Below are 16,960 nucleotides of genomic sequence, written 5' to 3' on the forward strand. Positions count from 1 at the left end.
TCATGCAGTTCCACTCTCCTCAATGATTTCGGCCGGCGCGGCTTCCATGGCGTCAGCTAGTGCAGTCAGTTCGTTGGCGTTGTAAGGGTGCTTCTCAGCGATTGCACGAAGTCTAGGAATATAGCTTCTAGGAACGGAAGCGATGAGCTTCCGAAGCGGAGCATCCATGTAATAGAAGCTCCTTGCCTCCATCAGCTGGAACAGTAGCTGCGGCGCATCTGTATAACGGATACGGAACAAAGTGATCAAAATGCGTTGAATGCTCGAATCATGAAGCCTAGCATTTTTCGTCAGTTTGGACGTCAAATAGGTAGTCACTTGCGCATCCTCCGTCTGCGTGAAGAGGAGAACAAGCTCTAGCGAGTCCGCTTGTACCCACGTATGCACCCACCGAGAATCCCAGCTATTCGCCGGAACGATCAAATCTTCATCTTCCTCAACGGCTGACAGCTGCTCCTGCGTAATGAGCGACACTGCGCGAATGATCTCCTTGGACGCGATTGACGAAGGATTTGCAAGTACGCCCGAGAACCGATCGAACAGCTCGGTTGGCGTTAGGAGACGGTAGCCCGCACGGAACAAATAACCCGCCATGCAGGTGTTCATTACGGCATCCAATGACAACAAGAAGCGGTTCGCTTCCTCCGTATTCAAAGATAGCAGCAGCTCGGCTGCATTCTCCTGCAGCACTTCGGTCTCGGAGGCGAAGAAACCAGGCGTTGTCAGCATGCGGCGGAGCAGTGCGATGACATCTTCTGCGATATGTACGCTAGCAGGCGATACCGTGACGTGACGCTTCCAAGAAGGTCCTGCGCCGATAAGCTCTGACCCGCTGCCATGCAAACAAAGAAGCTCCGCATGCAGCTGCTCTGCCAGCTTGCTGCGCTCCTTGCCTTCGGCGGCGGCAAACTGATCGAAGCTGCGCTCCGCCTGTGCAATGATACGTCCAAGCAGTGCAGTGGAATTCGCACGCCGAATCGGTTCGATGGCAAGCTCGCGATCCTTGCTCGACAATGCCTCTTGCAGACGGTCCAACGCTTCTTTTGTTCCGATCGACGCTAGCGTATCAAGCGCCGCTTGGCGAACCTCTTTGCGTTTATCACGGCTTAACTCCAGTAAAAGCATCTCGTGCTGCGGACGTTTGCTGAGCATTTCGATCGCAGCGACCTTTATATCAACAGCGCCGTTAACGGCAGCGTCCAGCACCAGTTCCTCCGCTGAATCGCCGATCAAGCGATGAAGGAGCTTCAAACGCCGCACATCGCCCTTGCCGCCTTGTAAATTAATCTGCTCCTGAAGCACAGAGACAGCCTTCTGACCATAGCCTGTCGCAATCGTCTCTGCGATCAGGTCCGCAATTTCCGGATAGGTCTCATCGAGGGCGCTGCACATGACGGGCATTGCGCGAAGATCGAGGTAGCTGTTATCGAGAATGGAATGACGCAGCTGCTCCAGCCTTCCTTGCCCTTTGGTCGTGAGCTGCTCCAGCAGCGGCTTCAATCGGCGATACGGAACATCTGTAGATAATGCGATGCCCAAGCTTGGAATGGGCTGTCGATCGCCTGCGGTTTCCGTCTTTCCCTGTGTATGCAGGACAGCACTTAGCAATTTCGACAGCTCTAGCAGCTTCACAGCGCTGTCTTCGCGAGAAGCGTTAAGCACCGCATCGGAAGCTTCCGCGATCCGATTGAAGACGGGCGCAGCCTCGCCAAGCTTCTTAAGTTGCGGCTGCAGCTTCGCTAAGCGAACATCTCCTTGCGCCAACGCGCTGCCGGCAATGAACAGTCGGCGAACTTCATGCTGTAAGTCTTGCAATAGCTCTACACTCATGTTCGTCTCTCCTCTAATACAACAGCCGGACAATCCGGCGGTCTGTCGTTATGCTCATCAGCTGGGCAACCAGACGATTGCTATCAAGCTCATGTCGGAACGCGATGAGCGCTGTTTGTTCTTGGAGCTCTTCCGGCTGCAGCAGTTCAAGAATAGCGGTCGGTTGATGAGGAGCTTCCAGCAGGTTCGTGACGAGCGGAATTTGCTTGTTCTGCGCATCGCGTAAAATATACGTATCCCCTATACGCTCAATCGCTTGGAACGCGACGAGTGCCACAGGCATTTTATCCGATAACGGGTTCTTGATCTGGTTCTTCACTTTCTTGATGACGTCCGGGTACGAAGCGGCTGCTAGCTGCTTGACCTTACGATAATCAGCTTCCTCCAGCTCACGGAACCGCGATTGCTCCCACCGAACGCGTGCGTTCAGTTCGCCTGGGTAGACGAACAGCTCATCGGTCTGTACCACAGCAAAGAAGGAGTCTTCTTCCTTCATCTGCTTCGCAGCACGGAAAGGACGCATATGCCGGGTCACTCGAATGGTACCGTCCGCTAGATCGATCCACCAGCCGGTATCAACAAACTCGCCGCGCGCATGATCCGCATAGGAAAGGAACGACAGCTGCAGCAATTCCACGTTCGAACGAGTGCGGCCCAGTTCCTGCAGCTCAGCGAGCTGCCAAGCATGACCAAGCAGCTCCTCCAAGGCTGAATCGGTTTCCATTGGCGAATCAGGATCTTCGGCACGCTTCTCTAGATACGCCTTGCTCTTCTTCACGAGTGCTTGCAAATAGATGAGCTGCTCGATCGCGCTCGTATAGATCGCTTCTCGTTCGTCATCATTCCGGAGCAGCAGCAACAGCTCGCGGAGCGCAGCTTGCGCACCTGGAATATAATAGTTGCCCAGCTGCTTGGCCTGCTCTTCAATGAGCTGGATCGTCTTCTTGTCTACGCTGCCAAGTCCATGATGCACGAGCTGAAGGACGAGCTTTTCTAAGATGGACAGCCCTTCGAGCTGCGACGTTATTTTCTTCACGAGTGCGGACTTGTTCACTTTACGCGGAGCCTTCGGAGCTCCTTCTTTCTCAGCCGCTGCCTTCTTCTCTTCCCGCTTCTCCGCCTTGTCGCGCTTATCGGCCACATCAGATGGAATGTCAGCGGTTTCGAACGTAGACGAGCTGGATACATAAGCATACATCAAACCAAGCGTGTGCTTGCATGGGAATTGCCTGCTCGGACAGGTGCAGCGGTAAACGGGATTTCCCTCTTGAACGAAATCGATCGAGCAACGGTAAGGCTCTTTGCCGCTGCCCTTGCACTCCCCGAATAGGAGCTTCTGATCCTCGGTAACGCATCGCAGCGGAAAGCTGCCTTTGCGTGCGAGATCTCTGCCATTCTTTATCGCTCCTGCATTAGGAGCCAGACTATCGACATAAGCTTCTGTAAGTGATATCATCTTCTACCTCGCAATGATCAGGATTACACTCATTTCCACAGAAAGGACGTTTTTTCCTCTTCTCAAACTATTGAAAGAAAGCAACCAAAAGAACCCGAATGGAATACTTTTCAAGCGGGTTATCTATAAGAGATGTACTCAAGTAACTATTAACGAATCAAATACAAACTTTTTGTAAGTATCTTGACAAAAGGAATTGGGCTAAGCTATCATTTTTATGTGTTTAGTATAACGCCATGAGCTTATGGGAAAAACTGTTCAACGGTGATGGTACCTTAACACAAGGAGCTAAATTACACCCTAAGGAGGAAGTTCAATGTCGAAATTGAATATCGGTATTATTCTTGGCAGCACACGCCAAGGTCGTGTAAGTCCGCAAGTTGGTGAGTGGGTTAAAGGGATCGCTGACAAACGTGGCGACGCTAACTATGAAATCGTTGATATCGCTGATTACAAACTTCCACTCCTTGGTGAAGCTGATGCTACAGAACAAGCAACGGCTTGGAACGCGAAGCTCGCTACACTCGACGGCTTCGTATTCATCGTTCAAGAATACAATCACAGCATTACGGGCGCTTTGAAAAATGCACTCGACTATGCACGTGATGCATGGAACAACAAAGCTGCTGGTATCGTAAGCTACGGCTCCGTTGGCGGCGCTCGCGCTGCTGAGCACCTCAGAGGTATTCTTGGCGAGCTGTCTGTAGCAGACGTTCGCGTACATCCTGCCCTCTCCCTGTTCACGGACTTCGAGAACGGCTCCGTATTTAAACCAAACGATCTTCACCTGACGAATGTTAACGGCATGCTCGACCAAGTGCTTGCTTGGAGCGGCGCTCTGAAGACGCTTCGTCAATAGTTCATTCGACCATTACGTTATAAACATGGAAAAGCTGTCCCTTCGTCTAATCGACGATGGACAGCTTTTTTTGATGGTCAATCGATGACAAGACGACCTCCAGCGAAATGGGTGATGTTCGTCTCACTCCATACGCAAGTCCTGAATATGCTTGTGTAGCGATCAACATTCGAAGACGCTTGTCTAGATGGAGGAGGCCACGCACTCACATGAAACGAAACAATGGAAAGAAGCTTGAACAAACGCCCCTAAGCGCAACCCACCGTTTCTTTCAGAAGCTAGGCTATAAGAATGACGAACAGCTCCGTTTCGTGCTGGTCCATGACGCAAAGAATAATCATTACCAGCGGTATAGCAGTAACAGCAACTCCGCATATAGCAGAATGCCTGTGATCCCATTATATAAACCCTTTCATCTTATCGAATCTCAAGTACCGTTCATTACACTTTACTCGAATTATGGTCAGCCTGTTCACCTATTCGGACAGAATGCACGAGGTTATGCCATCTTCATGGAAGTGAACTACCGAGAATCACGCCAGAGCGACTTTCAGGACATTCGAGCACAATTTATTGATGTCGATTTGAACAAAGTGTCGGCCTATCTGGATACGAAACAACAAGCAATGAAGAAAGCCGAGTCACTCCAAGCCTCCCAATCAGATACGGTCACTTCTGTTAACATCACTCGCACGCCGAGTGGTCGTTATCTCTTGCTGGCAGAGAGAACGAGATCTCGCGTTGAGCAGTTGAAGAAAGCCTATCTCAATCGCCATAGTAAAAGCCTTAAAAATGCGATGATTGTTGAGACCAAAAACGGCTTTCATATGTACTGGCCAATCCAAGATGGTTCGATCGACAAGTTCGTACCCATTCAAAAAGCATTAGTGCAAAAATTCAGCTCCGACCCCAGAATTACGAACCTTTCAAGGGCTATGCGAGTGCCGGGCTTCTACCATATGAAAGACCCTGATGACCCCTTCATGGTTAAAGTGAAGCAATGGGGCCGATCGCAGCCATTCTCGCAAAATGAACTTGTGAACGCCTTGCAACTGACCATTGGATCGGATGCACAACGAGCTCAGCGATCCCGGTGAATGATGTAATTCAATAGGTGCTCCAGAAAAGCGGTGCGAAGAGATAAGCTGTGAAGTGCAGCCATGGCAAGACAGTAATGCTCCAGCATCGCTTTGTTGGCGCCATCCCGCCCTAACACGGTTACAAAGGTCGATCGATCGTTCTCCATATCCTGACCGACCGGTTTCCCCAACAATTGCGCATCGCCTTCTGCATCCAACAAATCATCCTTGATCTGAAAAGCGATGCCGGCATGGTAGGCGTAAGCCTTCAGCCCTGCAATCTCCTGCTCATTCACCTGCGCAAGAATAGCCGGCATGACCAATGCAGCTTCGAACGCAATGCCCGTTTTGTAGTAGCAAATCGCATTCAACTGCTCCTGCGTCAATGCCATCTTCTTCGCGCTCAGATCCATCGCCTGTCCCGCGCATAGCTCCTCTGCCTTCTGAGCGGAATACCGGATTAGAGCAAGCACATGGTTCGGGTCGAAACCATGCAGGGAAGCTTGTTCCTGCGTCGCTCGTTGAATGAGCAGCAAGCCCGTTAATTCCGCAGTGGCGCTGTCATACACTTGATGAAGCGTCGCACGCCCTCTTCGAATATCAGCATTATCCTGCGAGGGCAAATCATCGAAGATGAGCGAAGCGGTATGCATATATTCCAACGATCGTAATAAGGGCACGATAGACGATGCTTGTAGACCAAATTCATGAACACCCATCACCCAAGTCAATACGGGCCGCAGACGTTTCCCGTCTCCTGCAAGACTGTAATTGGCCGCATCGATCAGCATCTCTTTCATCGGAAGCATGTCTTCGCTCTTCGCAATTTGCAGTGTGCTGTTGATTTGCTCCTTAGCCACGCGTACCGTTTCTGCGAATTGATCTTTCTGCTTCCCTTCCTCTCTCAGATGAGAAACAAGCTGGTCTCGAATCAGCTTATCGAAGAATTCCACATCGTCCGCCTGCCGAACCATCTGCTGTATCAGTCGATTAAACGCCGGCGCATCGGGAGCAAAAATCGCCATCAGGCGGTTATACGCTTCTTTACCCAATCGCATTTTGCAGCGCTTCAGACCGTTTATCGCACGATTCAGAATAACTTCACGCGCTTTCGGATCGTTATGATACACATCATGGATCAGGTGGGTAATGACGGTCCAATACAATTCGAATGGATTGATCAGATCCGATCGTTGCTCGCGATGAGCCAAATAGTAAGTAAAAGGCGTTACCGCACCCTCCTGTTGATCATCGAATAAATCCGCAAAGTCGTCGGCTAGCTGATTATAGATCCCATAATGGAAAGTACGATATTCGAAGCCCTCGTCCTCATCGGTATCTAGGACAGATCGAGCGATCAATCGGGAAGATGCAGATTTCAAAATAATTGGAATATAGAGTTCTTCATTCGTATACGTTGCATTCGTCATTGCTTTGGCACGGTCAATCTCCTGTGAATGAAAGAATACATAGGCTTGTTCGAAGAACAGCTGCTGCGTGTCGGACTGCTGATGGTTCTTAATATACTCGAATGCCTCCCGCAGCTCGGCATGAATGAAACGAAGCATGTGCTCGCTCGGACCGCCCCACTCGCTCATTGCAGGCACAGTGCCGCTCAGCAGCGCCTCCCGTATCATTCGGGAATATTGTGCTTTCTCTTCCTTGGACAGCACTTGCGCATCCAGCAAATCATCGACGAATGGATATGTCAAACCATAGGAATAGCCGAGCCTGATCGCTTCATCCAATCTCCGGCTGCGCTCCGAAGGTGGTTGTTGCTCCGTTAACGCTTCAACCGCATGCATGACGACACCAACAATTATCTTGATGAGCTTCCGTTGTGCATGCTCGGCGTTCATACCTTCTGGAATGTGATCCGCAACGTTCTTCAGCTTGCCGAGCGCCCAGATAACGGCAGTCTCAATGCCCTCCTTCTGCGCCCATCGATAAAGCTCCACCATACTGATGAATGTCGGCGTTTCTCCTCGGCCTGTCTCAGCCGAACGAGTCAAGCGATGCTTGACGTCGGTCACAACACGTTGAATCCTCGTCTTTACCTTTGGGTCATCGAGCGCCATTCCAAGATCTCGCATGTATATGTAGGACACGCTTCGATCCAGATAGGCTTCAAGTTTGTCTGTATGATTCAACCACTGTATATATCGATGATAATCAGCAGCATTCGACTTCCTTCTACCTCGCGTTAGAAAGGATACCCATGATCGACTACGGATATGGCTTCTCTTCCATTGTTGTATATCTTCCGTTAAAGCCGTTATATAAGACTTACTTTGCAATTGCTCATGGAGCTTTGCGAAGTATTGAGCAGCCTGGTGCTCAGCCAGCCCATAACGAGTATCGGCGTGGACGATGAATTGCACATTCATATTTTGTTATACCTCAGCTTCTATTGTCGTCTTCCAGTATGCCTATTTTATACGGAGCAAAATTATTCTGGTTACGCAAAGAAGCGCTGACGCACCTGAACCGTCATCCTTCATACCCCTGGTACGGTGTTCATGTCTGAACATATGCCGAGCGATCATCTTCCATGTACTTGTCGTACAAGCAGCCTATAACGGAATCTCTTTAATAACCTTGGCAGGATTTCCACCAACGACGACGTTGTCCGGTACATCCTTCGTAACGACTGCGCCCGATGCGATGACAACGTTGTGTCCAATCGTCACACCTGGATTAATAACCGCACGGCCGCCGATCCATACATGATCGCCAATGACGATCGGCTTACCGAATTCTGCACCGGATGTGCGCTCCTTCGCATTCAGCGGATGCGTAGCTGTATACAGATGTACGCCAGGTGCAATGAAACAGTTGTTCCCGATCCGAATTTCACACACATCGAGGAACACACAATCAAAGTTCGCGTAGAAGTTGTCGCCGACATGAATGTTATACCCATAGTCGCAGCGGAAAGCAGGTTCCACGTAGGCCCCTTGTCCAACTGTGCCAAACAGCTCTTGCAGCAGCTCGGTTCTTACCCCAAACTCCGTCTCCAGCGTCGCATTATACAAACGTGTCAGACGACGTGCATTAATCCGGTCCTTCACTAATTCCTCGTCACCGGCAAAATACAGCTCGCCTTGCAGCATTTTATGTTTCTCTGAAGTCATCTCACATTCGCCCCTTCCACTGTTTTCCATCACCTGCATCATTATATCCTACACCTTCCTGATGATACAGCGAACGGCCTAGAGAGCAAGCACAAAGAGCCTTGTCTGTCGAAACAGAAAAGGCTCGAAAAGCTCGTAGAATCAGGCTTTGCGCGATATTTAATGTTATTAACCATAGACATATATTTAATGCAGTTAATTTTATGCCTTTACGCTTGATCGCATTTAATTAATGCCATTACACATTCCGACGATACTGCCCTCCGACCTCATATAACGCTTGTGTAATCTGTCCTAGCGAGGCGAATCGAACGGTATCCATCAGCGCTTCGAACACATTACCATTCGACTTGGCCACCAGCTTCAACCGATCCAGCGCACGGGCACATTCTTGCTGATGCAGTTGCCTGAACGATGCCAGATTGTTAATCTGCGTCCACTTCTCCTCTTCGGTCGAACGGGCCAGCTCCATCTCCTCTGCCAAGCTTTCTTGCGCATCGCGGTTAATAAACGTATTCACACCAATGATCGGCAGCTCGCCCGTATGCTTCTTATGCTCATAATAGAGCGACTCCTCTTGAATTCGACCACGCTGATATTCCGTTTCCATCGCCCCCAACACACCACCGCGATCATGGAGCCGCTGGAACTCCTGCAGCACCGCTTCTTCGACGAGGTCTGTCAGCTCTTCCACGGCAAAAGAGCCTTGCAGCGGATTCTCGACCTTCGCCATGCCGAATTCGCGATTGATGATGAGCTGGATCGCCATCGCTCGGCGCACCGAGCTCTCTGTCGGCGTAGTTACCGCCTCGTCATACGCATTCGTATGAAGCGAATTGCAGTTATCATAGATCGCGATTAACGCCTGCAGCGTCGTCCGAATATCGTTGAAGTCCATCTCCTGCGCATGCAAGGAACGGCCTGACGTCTGGATATGATACTTCAGCTTCTGGCTTCGCTCATTGGCTCCGTATTTGTGCTTCATAACTGTTGCCCATATTCTGCGCGCTACACGCCCCATGACACTATACTCTGGATCAAGACCATTGCTGAAGAAGAACGACAGGTTCGGGGCAAAATCGTCTATCTGCATCCCACGGGATAGATAATACTCCACATATGTGAACCCATTGGCCAGCGTAAAAGCTAGCTGTGTAATGGGATTCGCCCCCGCCTCCGCAATATGATAGCCGCTAATGCTAACGGAGTAGTAATTACGCACCCCCTGTTCAATAAAATACTGCTGGATGTCCCCCATCATCTTCAGCGCAAACTCCGTTGAAAAGATACACGTATTCTGGCCTTGGTCCTCCTTCAAAATATCGGCCTGCACCGTTCCGCGCACCGTGCGCAGCGTCTCTGCTGCAATGGCCTCGTACTCCGCCGAATTCGGCGCTCTGCCATTCGCATAAGCAAACCGATCAACCTGCTGATCAATGGCCGTATTCATGAACATGGCCAGCAGCATCGGCGCAGGCCCATTGATCGTCATCGATACGCTGACGGATGGATGACACAGGTCGAAGCCCGCATACAGCTTCTTCATATCATCCAACGTACTGATACTGACGCCGCTGTTGCCGATTTTGCCATAAATGTCTGGCCGGGTATCCGGATCCTGCCCGTATAAGGTGACGCTATCGAACGCAGTCGACAACCGTTTCGCCTCATCATTCATACATAAATAATGAAACCGTCGGTTCGTCCGATCCGGCGTGCCTTCCCCAGCAAATTGACGTTTCGGATCTTCATTCGTTCGCTTGAACGGAAAGACTCCGGCCGTATAAGGAAAGTAGCCAGGCAAATTGTCCAGCATCAGCCATCGTAATCGATCTCCGTCATCCGTATACCTTGGCAGGCTGATCCGTGGAATCCGATTGCCCGACAGGGACTCCGTGTACAACTCGGTCACGGTCTCTGTGGTACGAACCTTTGTTACTAGCCGCTCCTGGCGGTAGGCTTCTCGAATCGCCGGCCACTCCGTTAAGCGCTTCCGATACTCCGGAAGCAGTCTCGCATCATATTGCGCAATCAGCGTATCCAACTTCTCAGTGGTCTGCCGCTGCGGCTCTTCCGTAGCAGTTTCTTCTCCACAATGAGCCAACAGCAGACGCTTTGCTTCTTTAAGGAAGGATAATTCCCGAACAACAACAGCCTGCTCCTCAACCTGCTGCCGATATTGACGCACCGTCAGCACAATCTCGCGCAAATAGCCTGCTCGGTCAGGCGGGATGATATGGCGATGCTTCGTCTCACCTGCCTTAACAGCGCTGTCGGTTTCCGTTATCTCGTGATTGGCAGGCAGAACCGGCCAGCTTCCTCCCGTCTTCTTCTCCACGATTCCCATGAGCTTAGCAAAAAGCGCCGTCGTTCCCGGATCATTGAACCGACTCGCCATTGTACCGAATACCGGCAGATCGGCGTCCGCTGCATCGAACAGCTGGCGGCTTCGCTTGAACTGCTTGCGCACGTCGCGTAGCGCATCCTCCGATCCGCGGCGCTCAAATTTATTGATCACGATCGCATCCGCGTAGTCGATCATGTCGATTTTCTCCAGCTGGGATGCAGCACCATATTCGCTTGTCATCACATAGACCGCCACATCGCATAGATCAACGATCGCCGCACCGCCTTGTCCGATGCCGCTCGTCTCGATCAGAATCAGATCGAAGCCAGCTCGTTTCACGATTGCTAATGCATCGCCCAGCGCCTCGCTGATTTCCGACTTCGAGCCTCTGGTCGCGAGGCTGCGCATATATACATTGCGATGGTGAACGGCGTTCATTCGGATGCGATCACCGAGCAGCGCACCGCCGGACTTCAGTTTGGATGGGTCAACCGAGAGTATCGCGATCGTCCGATCGGGGTACTGATCGATAGATCGCCGGACGAGCTCGTCGGTGAGTGAGCTTTTGCCAGCGCCGCCTGTACCCGTAATGCCGATGACAGGTGCTGCTGGTGTTCCGTGTACATCCTGTGTTGTAGTAATGGCTTCAATCACAGCTTCATTTTCTGCATCCAACGCATGTCTCGCTGCCCGCTCCTCCGCAAGTGATAGCAATCTCGCGATCGATCCGTCATTACGGGTTTGCAGCACAGCGTAATCAAGCTCCGCCAGCTTCGGGGTGGGGTGATCACATGCACGGATCATTTCATTGATCATGCCCTGCAGGCCTAGTCGGCGTCCATCCTCAGGAGAGAACACTCGCGCAATGCCGCGTTGACGCAAATGCTCGATCTCTGCTGGAATAATGACGCCGCCCCCTCCGGCGAAAATGCGAATATGACCTGCTCCTTCCTGTTGAAGCAGGTCATACATATAGGTCAAATATTCGATGTGGCCGCCCTGATAGGAGCTGACAGCGATACCTTGCACATCTTCTTGAATCGCCGTGCGAACAACCTCCTGAGCGGAGCGGTTGTGGCCAAGATGAACGACTTCCACACCGGAAGACTGCAGGATCCGCCGCATAATATTAATGGAGGCATCGTGTCCATCAAAAAGCGCGGCTGCCGTGACGAAACGGACATAACAGCTTGGGCGATACACATCTGTCTGCATAAGCTCTCCCCCTGCGCTGTACGAATTCAAAACTGTTAGATCGAAATCTTATCTCCCTGCTGCACCTCTGACGGTTCTTCGCTTCGTTCCGGGAACAGGATGCTTTCCAAGTACTGTTTGTTATACAGCACTGACGCATCGGTTGGCCGATATTCTCTCGCCTTCTCATTGTGCATATAAGCCCGCTGCTGATCACCTAATCGGTCATAGCAGACGCACAGCTGCAAATGCGGAAGCCAAGTGGCGCACTGGTCATTGCGCAGCGACCAGGTTTGGGCTGACTGAGGCGTGTTAAGCGCGGCTTGGTACCAATAGGCGGCGGTTTCGTATGCATTTTGCTGCAGATGCCAATACCCGATCCGGCAGCAAAACTCCGGCAGCGGTGTTCCATATCGAAACGACATTAACGCATGATGCATCATCATGTCGTCATTCCCAAGCGCAGAATAACAATCGGACAGCTTCGCGCAAGCGGAGATGTTATCCTCTACCCAACCTTCTCCTAATAATAGAAACTTCGTATAATACGCAATCGCTTGCTCGTATTTGCCATGATCCTTCAGCTCATTGGCGTAGTAGAACGTATCTCTAGCGTTGAAGTTCTCCCCTGCCGCAAGTCGATTCTCATAAATACGAAGGTTCCGGTCGCTGTCATGCCGCAGGCTCGCGTGCGTGACGGCAATATCGGATGCCAGAGATGGACCGAATACCTCTAGATATTCATGTACGGCGCCGATCCACCGAAACCCGCGTGATCGCTTCACCAGCCGATTGCGTCGCAGGGAGCTCGTAACCCTCCCGTATTCGTCCTTGGCCAGATGGTAATTCATCGACACCGTGTCAATAGCATTGGACAGCTCCGCCTTCAGCTTCAGCAGCTTCTCTCGATCTGCTTCGAGGAACACATCATCTGCATCAAGCCACAAAATGTATTCGGAGGTGGCCAGGCTGAAGGCATAATTGCGTGCCGCTGCAAAATCATCAATCCACTCGAACGAATAAATCGCTTCCGTGTATTCCCCTGCGATCTCCTTCGTTCGGTCTGTCGAACCCGTGTCGACAATGACGATTTCATCTGCAATATCTCGAACGGAGTCGAGACAACGCGCTAGTACGTCCTCTTCATTTTTCACAATCAAGCATAGACTGATCGTTATCATGTACCACCTTTCCTTTCTCCATATGTCCTAATTGCCCCTAAACTGCGCAAGACAAGCTGTGCCCTTTAAGTTCACGCTCGAAGAATACTACTAATTTATGGAACATAATTTCCAATATGACTAATGTCGAAGGGAGCGATGAGATGACAGCGCGGCGTGTACTGATCGGCAGTCCGATCTGCCAAAAGAAATCGATTCTCGCTTTATTCCTGCAGGCTGTAGAAAGACTGCAGCAGCGATCTTGGACATGCGATTACGTTCTAATCGACGACAACGAGGATGCCGCTTCCAGCTCGCTGCTCGCGCAATTCGCCAATTCCATTCGAAGTGAGGGCAAGTCGAACATCGAGATTATCGCTGGAAGGTCAAGCACAGTCCCGCGAATGACGTATTACAAGGACGAAGTAACACATTATTGGAACGACTCGTTAATTGGCAAAATCGCAGGCTGGAAAGATCAGATGATCCAAATGGCGCGCGACGGAGATTATGATGCGCTTCTCCTCGTCGACTCGGATCTGATCCTCCACCCCGAGACGGTAGAATCACTGCTGGATGCGGATCTGCCCATTGTCTCAAGTCTGTTCTGGACGCGTTGGCAGCCCGACGGCCCAGAGCTTCCACAAGTGTGGATCAGAGATCATTACTGGCCATGGCAGGGCAGTGACGATCACACAGATGAGGCTGCTGCAGCGCGAGGTGAACTGCTTGCCAAATTGCAAACACCTGGAGTCTATGAAGTTGGCGGTTTAGGTGCGTGTACACTCATTAGTCGCAAAGCTCTCGCACAACCGATTTCCTTCCAGCGTATTCCGAACCTGTCCCTGTGGGGCGAGGATCGGCATTTTTGCGTGCGCGCAGCTGCTCTCGGTATTGAACTGGCAGTGGATACTCATTATCCCGTCTTCCACGTGTATCGAGAATCCGATTTGCTCAAGGCGCATCAATTCTTCCGCACGACGGAGCCGGCAGAAAGCAGCCGAACGAAGTCTGTGTTTGAGCTTCTCGTTCGTCAAGCTGGACCGAAGCTTGTTTTATCGATGGTCGCGTGTAATGAAGAAGGACGTTATCTGGAAGAGGCGCTGCGCAGACATCGGGAATACATTGACGGGGCTGTCATTATTGATGACGGGAGCACGGATGCAACCGCCGACATCATTCATGAGCGGCTGCAAGGCATTCCGCTTTATTACGTTCGCAATGAGCAGTCGAAGTTCACGAATGAGATCGAGCTGCGGCGGCAGCAATGGAATGCAACGGTACAGCTGAGCCCATCGTGGATACTTAATTTGGATGCAGACGAGTATTTCGAGGATCGTTTCGCTCAGGATGTACACGGCCTGCTGACCAATCCAGCAGCGCATACGTATTGCTTCAGATTGTACGACTTCTGGAACGAGCAGCAGTATCGGGAGGATGAATTTTGGCAGGCGCATCGAACGTACCGCCCTTTTCTCACTCGCTATGTGGGGGGCTTTCCTTATGTATGGAACGAAATGAAGCTGCACTGCGGCAGATTTCCTCGCAGCGTAATGGATATTTTGCCAACGCTGTCTCCTCTTCGCTTGAAGCATTGGGGCTGGTCACGAGAATCGGATCGACGAATGAAGGCTGAGCGCTATGAGCGGCTCGATCCTGACGCACGGTATGGCTGGAAAGCGCAATATGATTCCATTCTTAGCAGCAATCCGAGACTAATCGACTGGCAGGAGGATGAGAACGCCGTCCATTCGAAAGCGATACCGACAACCATGCTGAAGGAGTGAATGAGATGGATAATGAAATTCCGATAACGACCGCTCAGCTGAACGCATTGAAGAAGCTGCTCAATGATCTTGTTGCGCTGCTCCCCTCTGTTCTTGGCTCACCGAGCCCAAGCAATATCGCCCAATTGAACGCCCTGCTTCGCGAGCTGCGCCGTTTAGTGCTTGCCATTAATTTTGAAGTGATGGAACAAGCCGCACTACTTGCACTTCTCGAAAATTACATCACATTAGCCGAAGTATTCCCTTTCACGCCACTTGGCGCTGCCGTTATTACCGAGGAACTGCTAACGATGCTTGGTGCGGTAACGCTCCGTTTCGCTGTTGATCCACCAGATAAAGATGAGCTCATCAGCCTTATTCGTTCGAATCAACAGCGGCTGGCTACCGGCTTCGTTCAACTTGGTTCGCAAACTGGAACAGCTGGACCACCGGGACCGCCAGGAGCTCCAGGTGCTCCTGGACCTATCGGACCGATTGGACCCGTTGGTCCGCAGGGAATTCCGGGTCCACAAGGACCAGCTGGAGCTCCTGGTGAAGAAGGGCCCGCCGGTGCTCCAGGACCTCTAGGGCCGCAAGGCATTCAAGGACCTGCTGGCGCTGCCGGAACTGCTGGCAATCCAGGGGCAGCAGGAGCTACAGGACCAACTGGCGCTACGGGAGCTGGACTCCAAGGAGTAACCGTCTTTAACCCAGCAAATGCCCCAAGTTATCCAGACAATCAGCTAGTTGTCTATGAAGGCAGCTTATATATTACGACGACTGCATCTCCAACCGGGAAGCCAGGGTCTTCACCAGATTTTTTGCTCCTTGTGACAAGAGGTGAAACCGGCATCGGGGTGACGGGTGCGACTGGCGCAACAGGATCAACTGGTGGCACGGGAGCCACCGGTCTTCAAGGTGCAACTGGACCAACAGGGTCGGGCGCTGGTCCAACGGGGGCTACCGGGGCTACCGGGGCTACCGGCGTAACTGGTGATACAGGTGCGACTGGTAGCGGTGCAACTGGCGCGACCGGGGCTACGGGGGCTGATGGCGCGACGGGCGCGACCGGGGCCGACGGCGCTACGGGGGCTGATGGCGCGACGGGCGCGACCGGCACCGATGGGGCGCCGGGGGCTGCCGGAGCTACGGGCGCGACGGGCGCTGATGGGGCGCCGGGGCCTGCTGGAGCTACGGGCGCGACTGGCGCTGATGGCGCTCCGGGGGCTGATGGTGCGACGGGAGCTGCCGGCGCTACGGGCGCGACGGGCGCTGATGGTGCGCCGGGAGCTGCTGGAGCCACGGGCGCGACGGGCGCTGATGGGGCGCCGGGAGCTGCCGGAGCGACTGGGGCCACTGGCGCTGATGGGGCGCCGGGGGCTGCTGGAGCGACTGGGGCCACTGGCGCTGATGGGGCACCGGGAGCTACGGGTGCGACCGGCGCTGAAGGTGCGACAGGAGCTGCCGGAGCGACTGGGGCCACTGGCGCTGATGGTACGCCGGGAGCTGCCGGAGCGACTGGGGCCACTGGCGCCGATGGTGCGCCGGGAGTTGCTGGAGCTACGGGCGCGACTGGCGCCGATGGTGCACCGGGAGCTGATGGTGCGACTGGCGCCACTGGCGCTGATGGTGCGCCGGGGGCTGATGGTGCTACGGGCGCGACTGGCGCCGATGGTGCACCGGGAGCTGCCGGAGCTACGGGCGCGACCGGAGCCGATGGTGCGCCGGGAGCTGCTGGAGCGACCGGTGCTGATGGGGCGCCGGGGGCTGCCGGGGCGACCGGGGCCACTGGCGCTGATGGTGCGCCGGGGGCTGCTGGAGCGACTGGGGCCACTGGCGCTGATGGTGCTCCGGGGGCTGCCGGAGCTACGGGCGCGACCGGCGCTGATGGTGCGACAGGAGCTGCCGGAGCTACGGGCGCGACTGGCGCTGATGGCGCGCCGGGGGTTGCTGGAGCTACGGGCGCGACCGGCGCTGATGGGGCGCCGGGAGCGACGGGCGCTGATGGTGCGCCGGGAGCTGCTGGAGCGACTGGGGCCACTGGCGCTGATGGGGCACCGGGAGCTACGGGTGCGACCGGCGCTGAAGGTGCGACAGGAGCTGCCGGAGCGACTGGGGCCACTGGCGCTGATGGG

General features: G+C 53.1%; 10 protein-coding genes. 4 read left to right on the plus strand and 6 right to left on the minus strand.

The genetic code is table 11. From position 1 onward, the window contains the following. Together DFQ01_RS10975 and DFQ01_RS10980 are read right to left on the minus strand one after the other, a co-directional pair. Positions 1–1,830, minus strand: coding sequence for a HEAT repeat domain-containing protein (locus DFQ01_RS10975; RefSeq protein WP_110043943.1), 1,830 nt, complete (start codon positions 1,828–1,830; stop codon positions 1–3). A 13-nt stretch (positions 1,831–1,843) separates the two neighbouring features. Next, a complete protein-coding gene (locus tag DFQ01_RS10980) occupies positions 1,844–3,286 on the minus strand; it encodes an SWIM zinc finger family protein (RefSeq protein ID WP_110043944.1) in 1,443 nt (480 codons plus the stop codon). Positions 3,287–3,602: 316 nt separating this feature from the next. Between DFQ01_RS10980 and DFQ01_RS10985 the strand changes: the two genes are divergently transcribed. Both DFQ01_RS10985 and DFQ01_RS10990 read left to right on the plus strand, forming a co-directional pair. Further along, entirely contained in the window at positions 3,603–4,145 is a 543-nt protein-coding gene (locus DFQ01_RS10985) for an NADPH-dependent FMN reductase (RefSeq protein WP_110043945.1), read from the plus strand. 209 nt (positions 4,146–4,354) lie between these two features. Beyond that, positions 4,355–5,242, plus strand: a complete 888-nt coding sequence (locus DFQ01_RS10990; RefSeq protein WP_174812692.1) for a DNA-primase RepB domain-containing protein — start codon at positions 4,355–4,357, stop codon at positions 5,240–5,242. Here DFQ01_RS10990 and DFQ01_RS10995 read toward each other — a convergent pair. The 4 genes from DFQ01_RS10995 to DFQ01_RS11010 all read right to left on the minus strand — a co-directional run bounded on the left by DFQ01_RS10995 (position 5,227) and on the right by DFQ01_RS11010 (position 13,080). Then, positions 5,227–7,611 carry a polyprenyl synthetase family protein gene (locus DFQ01_RS10995; RefSeq protein WP_110043947.1) on the minus strand — a complete coding sequence of 795 codons (2,385 nt, stop codon included), beginning with the start codon at positions 7,609–7,611 and terminating at the stop codon, positions 5,227–5,229. The genes DFQ01_RS10990 and DFQ01_RS10995 overlap by 16 nt on opposite strands. Positions 7,612–7,797: 186 nt before the next feature. Further along, entirely contained in the window at positions 7,798–8,358 is a 561-nt protein-coding gene (locus tag DFQ01_RS11000; protein ID WP_110043948.1) for a maltose acetyltransferase domain-containing protein, read from the minus strand. Between the two features lie 238 nt (positions 8,359–8,596). Then, positions 8,597–11,920 carry a fused isobutyryl-CoA mutase/GTPase IcmF gene (gene icmF / locus DFQ01_RS11005; RefSeq protein WP_110043949.1) on the minus strand — a complete coding sequence of 1,108 codons (3,324 nt, stop codon included), beginning with the start codon at positions 11,918–11,920 and terminating at the stop codon, positions 8,597–8,599. Positions 11,921–11,955: 35 nt separating this feature from the next. Further along, on the minus strand, positions 11,956–13,080 hold the full coding sequence (locus tag DFQ01_RS11010) for a glycosyltransferase family 2 protein (RefSeq protein WP_110043950.1): 1,125 nt from the start codon (positions 13,078–13,080) through the stop codon (positions 11,956–11,958). A gap of 143 nt (positions 13,081–13,223) precedes the next feature. Between DFQ01_RS11010 and DFQ01_RS11015 the strand changes: the two genes are divergently transcribed. Both DFQ01_RS11015 and DFQ01_RS31880 read left to right on the plus strand, forming a co-directional pair. Beyond that, positions 13,224–14,846, plus strand: a complete 1,623-nt coding sequence (locus DFQ01_RS11015; protein WP_110043951.1) for a glycosyltransferase — start codon at positions 13,224–13,226, stop codon at positions 14,844–14,846. A gap of 5 nt (positions 14,847–14,851) precedes the next feature. Next, positions 14,852–16,960: collagen-like repeat preface domain-containing protein (locus tag DFQ01_RS31880; RefSeq protein WP_281271999.1), on the plus strand; the 2,109-nt coding region annotated here is incomplete at its 3' end.

This window comes from Paenibacillus cellulosilyticus (assembly GCF_003182255.1).
Lineage (GTDB): Bacteria > Bacillota > Bacilli > Paenibacillales > Paenibacillaceae > Paenibacillus_T > Paenibacillus_T cellulosilyticus.

Coding starts and splice junctions, on each gene's coding strand:
- DFQ01_RS10975 (WP_110043943.1), bottom strand. CDS start 1,830: ATGAGTGTAGAGCTATTGCAAGACTTACAGCATGAAGTTCGCCGACTG.
- DFQ01_RS10980 (WP_110043944.1), bottom strand. CDS start 3,286: ATGATATCACTTACAGAAGCTTATGTCGATAGTCTGGCTCCTAATGCA.
- DFQ01_RS10985 (WP_110043945.1), top strand. CDS start 3,603: ATGTCGAAATTGAATATCGGTATTATTCTTGGCAGCACACGCCAAGGT.
- DFQ01_RS10990 (WP_174812692.1), top strand. CDS start 4,355: ATGAAACGAAACAATGGAAAGAAGCTTGAACAAACGCCCCTAAGCGCA.
- DFQ01_RS10995 (WP_110043947.1), bottom strand. CDS start 7,611: ATGAATGTGCAATTCATCGTCCACGCCGATACTCGTTATGGGCTGGCT.
- DFQ01_RS11000 (WP_110043948.1), bottom strand. CDS start 8,358: ATGACTTCAGAGAAACATAAAATGCTGCAAGGCGAGCTGTATTTTGCC.
- icmF (WP_110043949.1), bottom strand. CDS start 11,920: ATGCAGACAGATGTGTATCGCCCAAGCTGTTATGTCCGTTTCGTCACG.
- DFQ01_RS11010 (WP_110043950.1), bottom strand. CDS start 13,080: ATGATAACGATCAGTCTATGCTTGATTGTGAAAAATGAAGAGGACGTA.
- DFQ01_RS11015 (WP_110043951.1), top strand. CDS start 13,224: ATGACAGCGCGGCGTGTACTGATCGGCAGTCCGATCTGCCAAAAGAAA.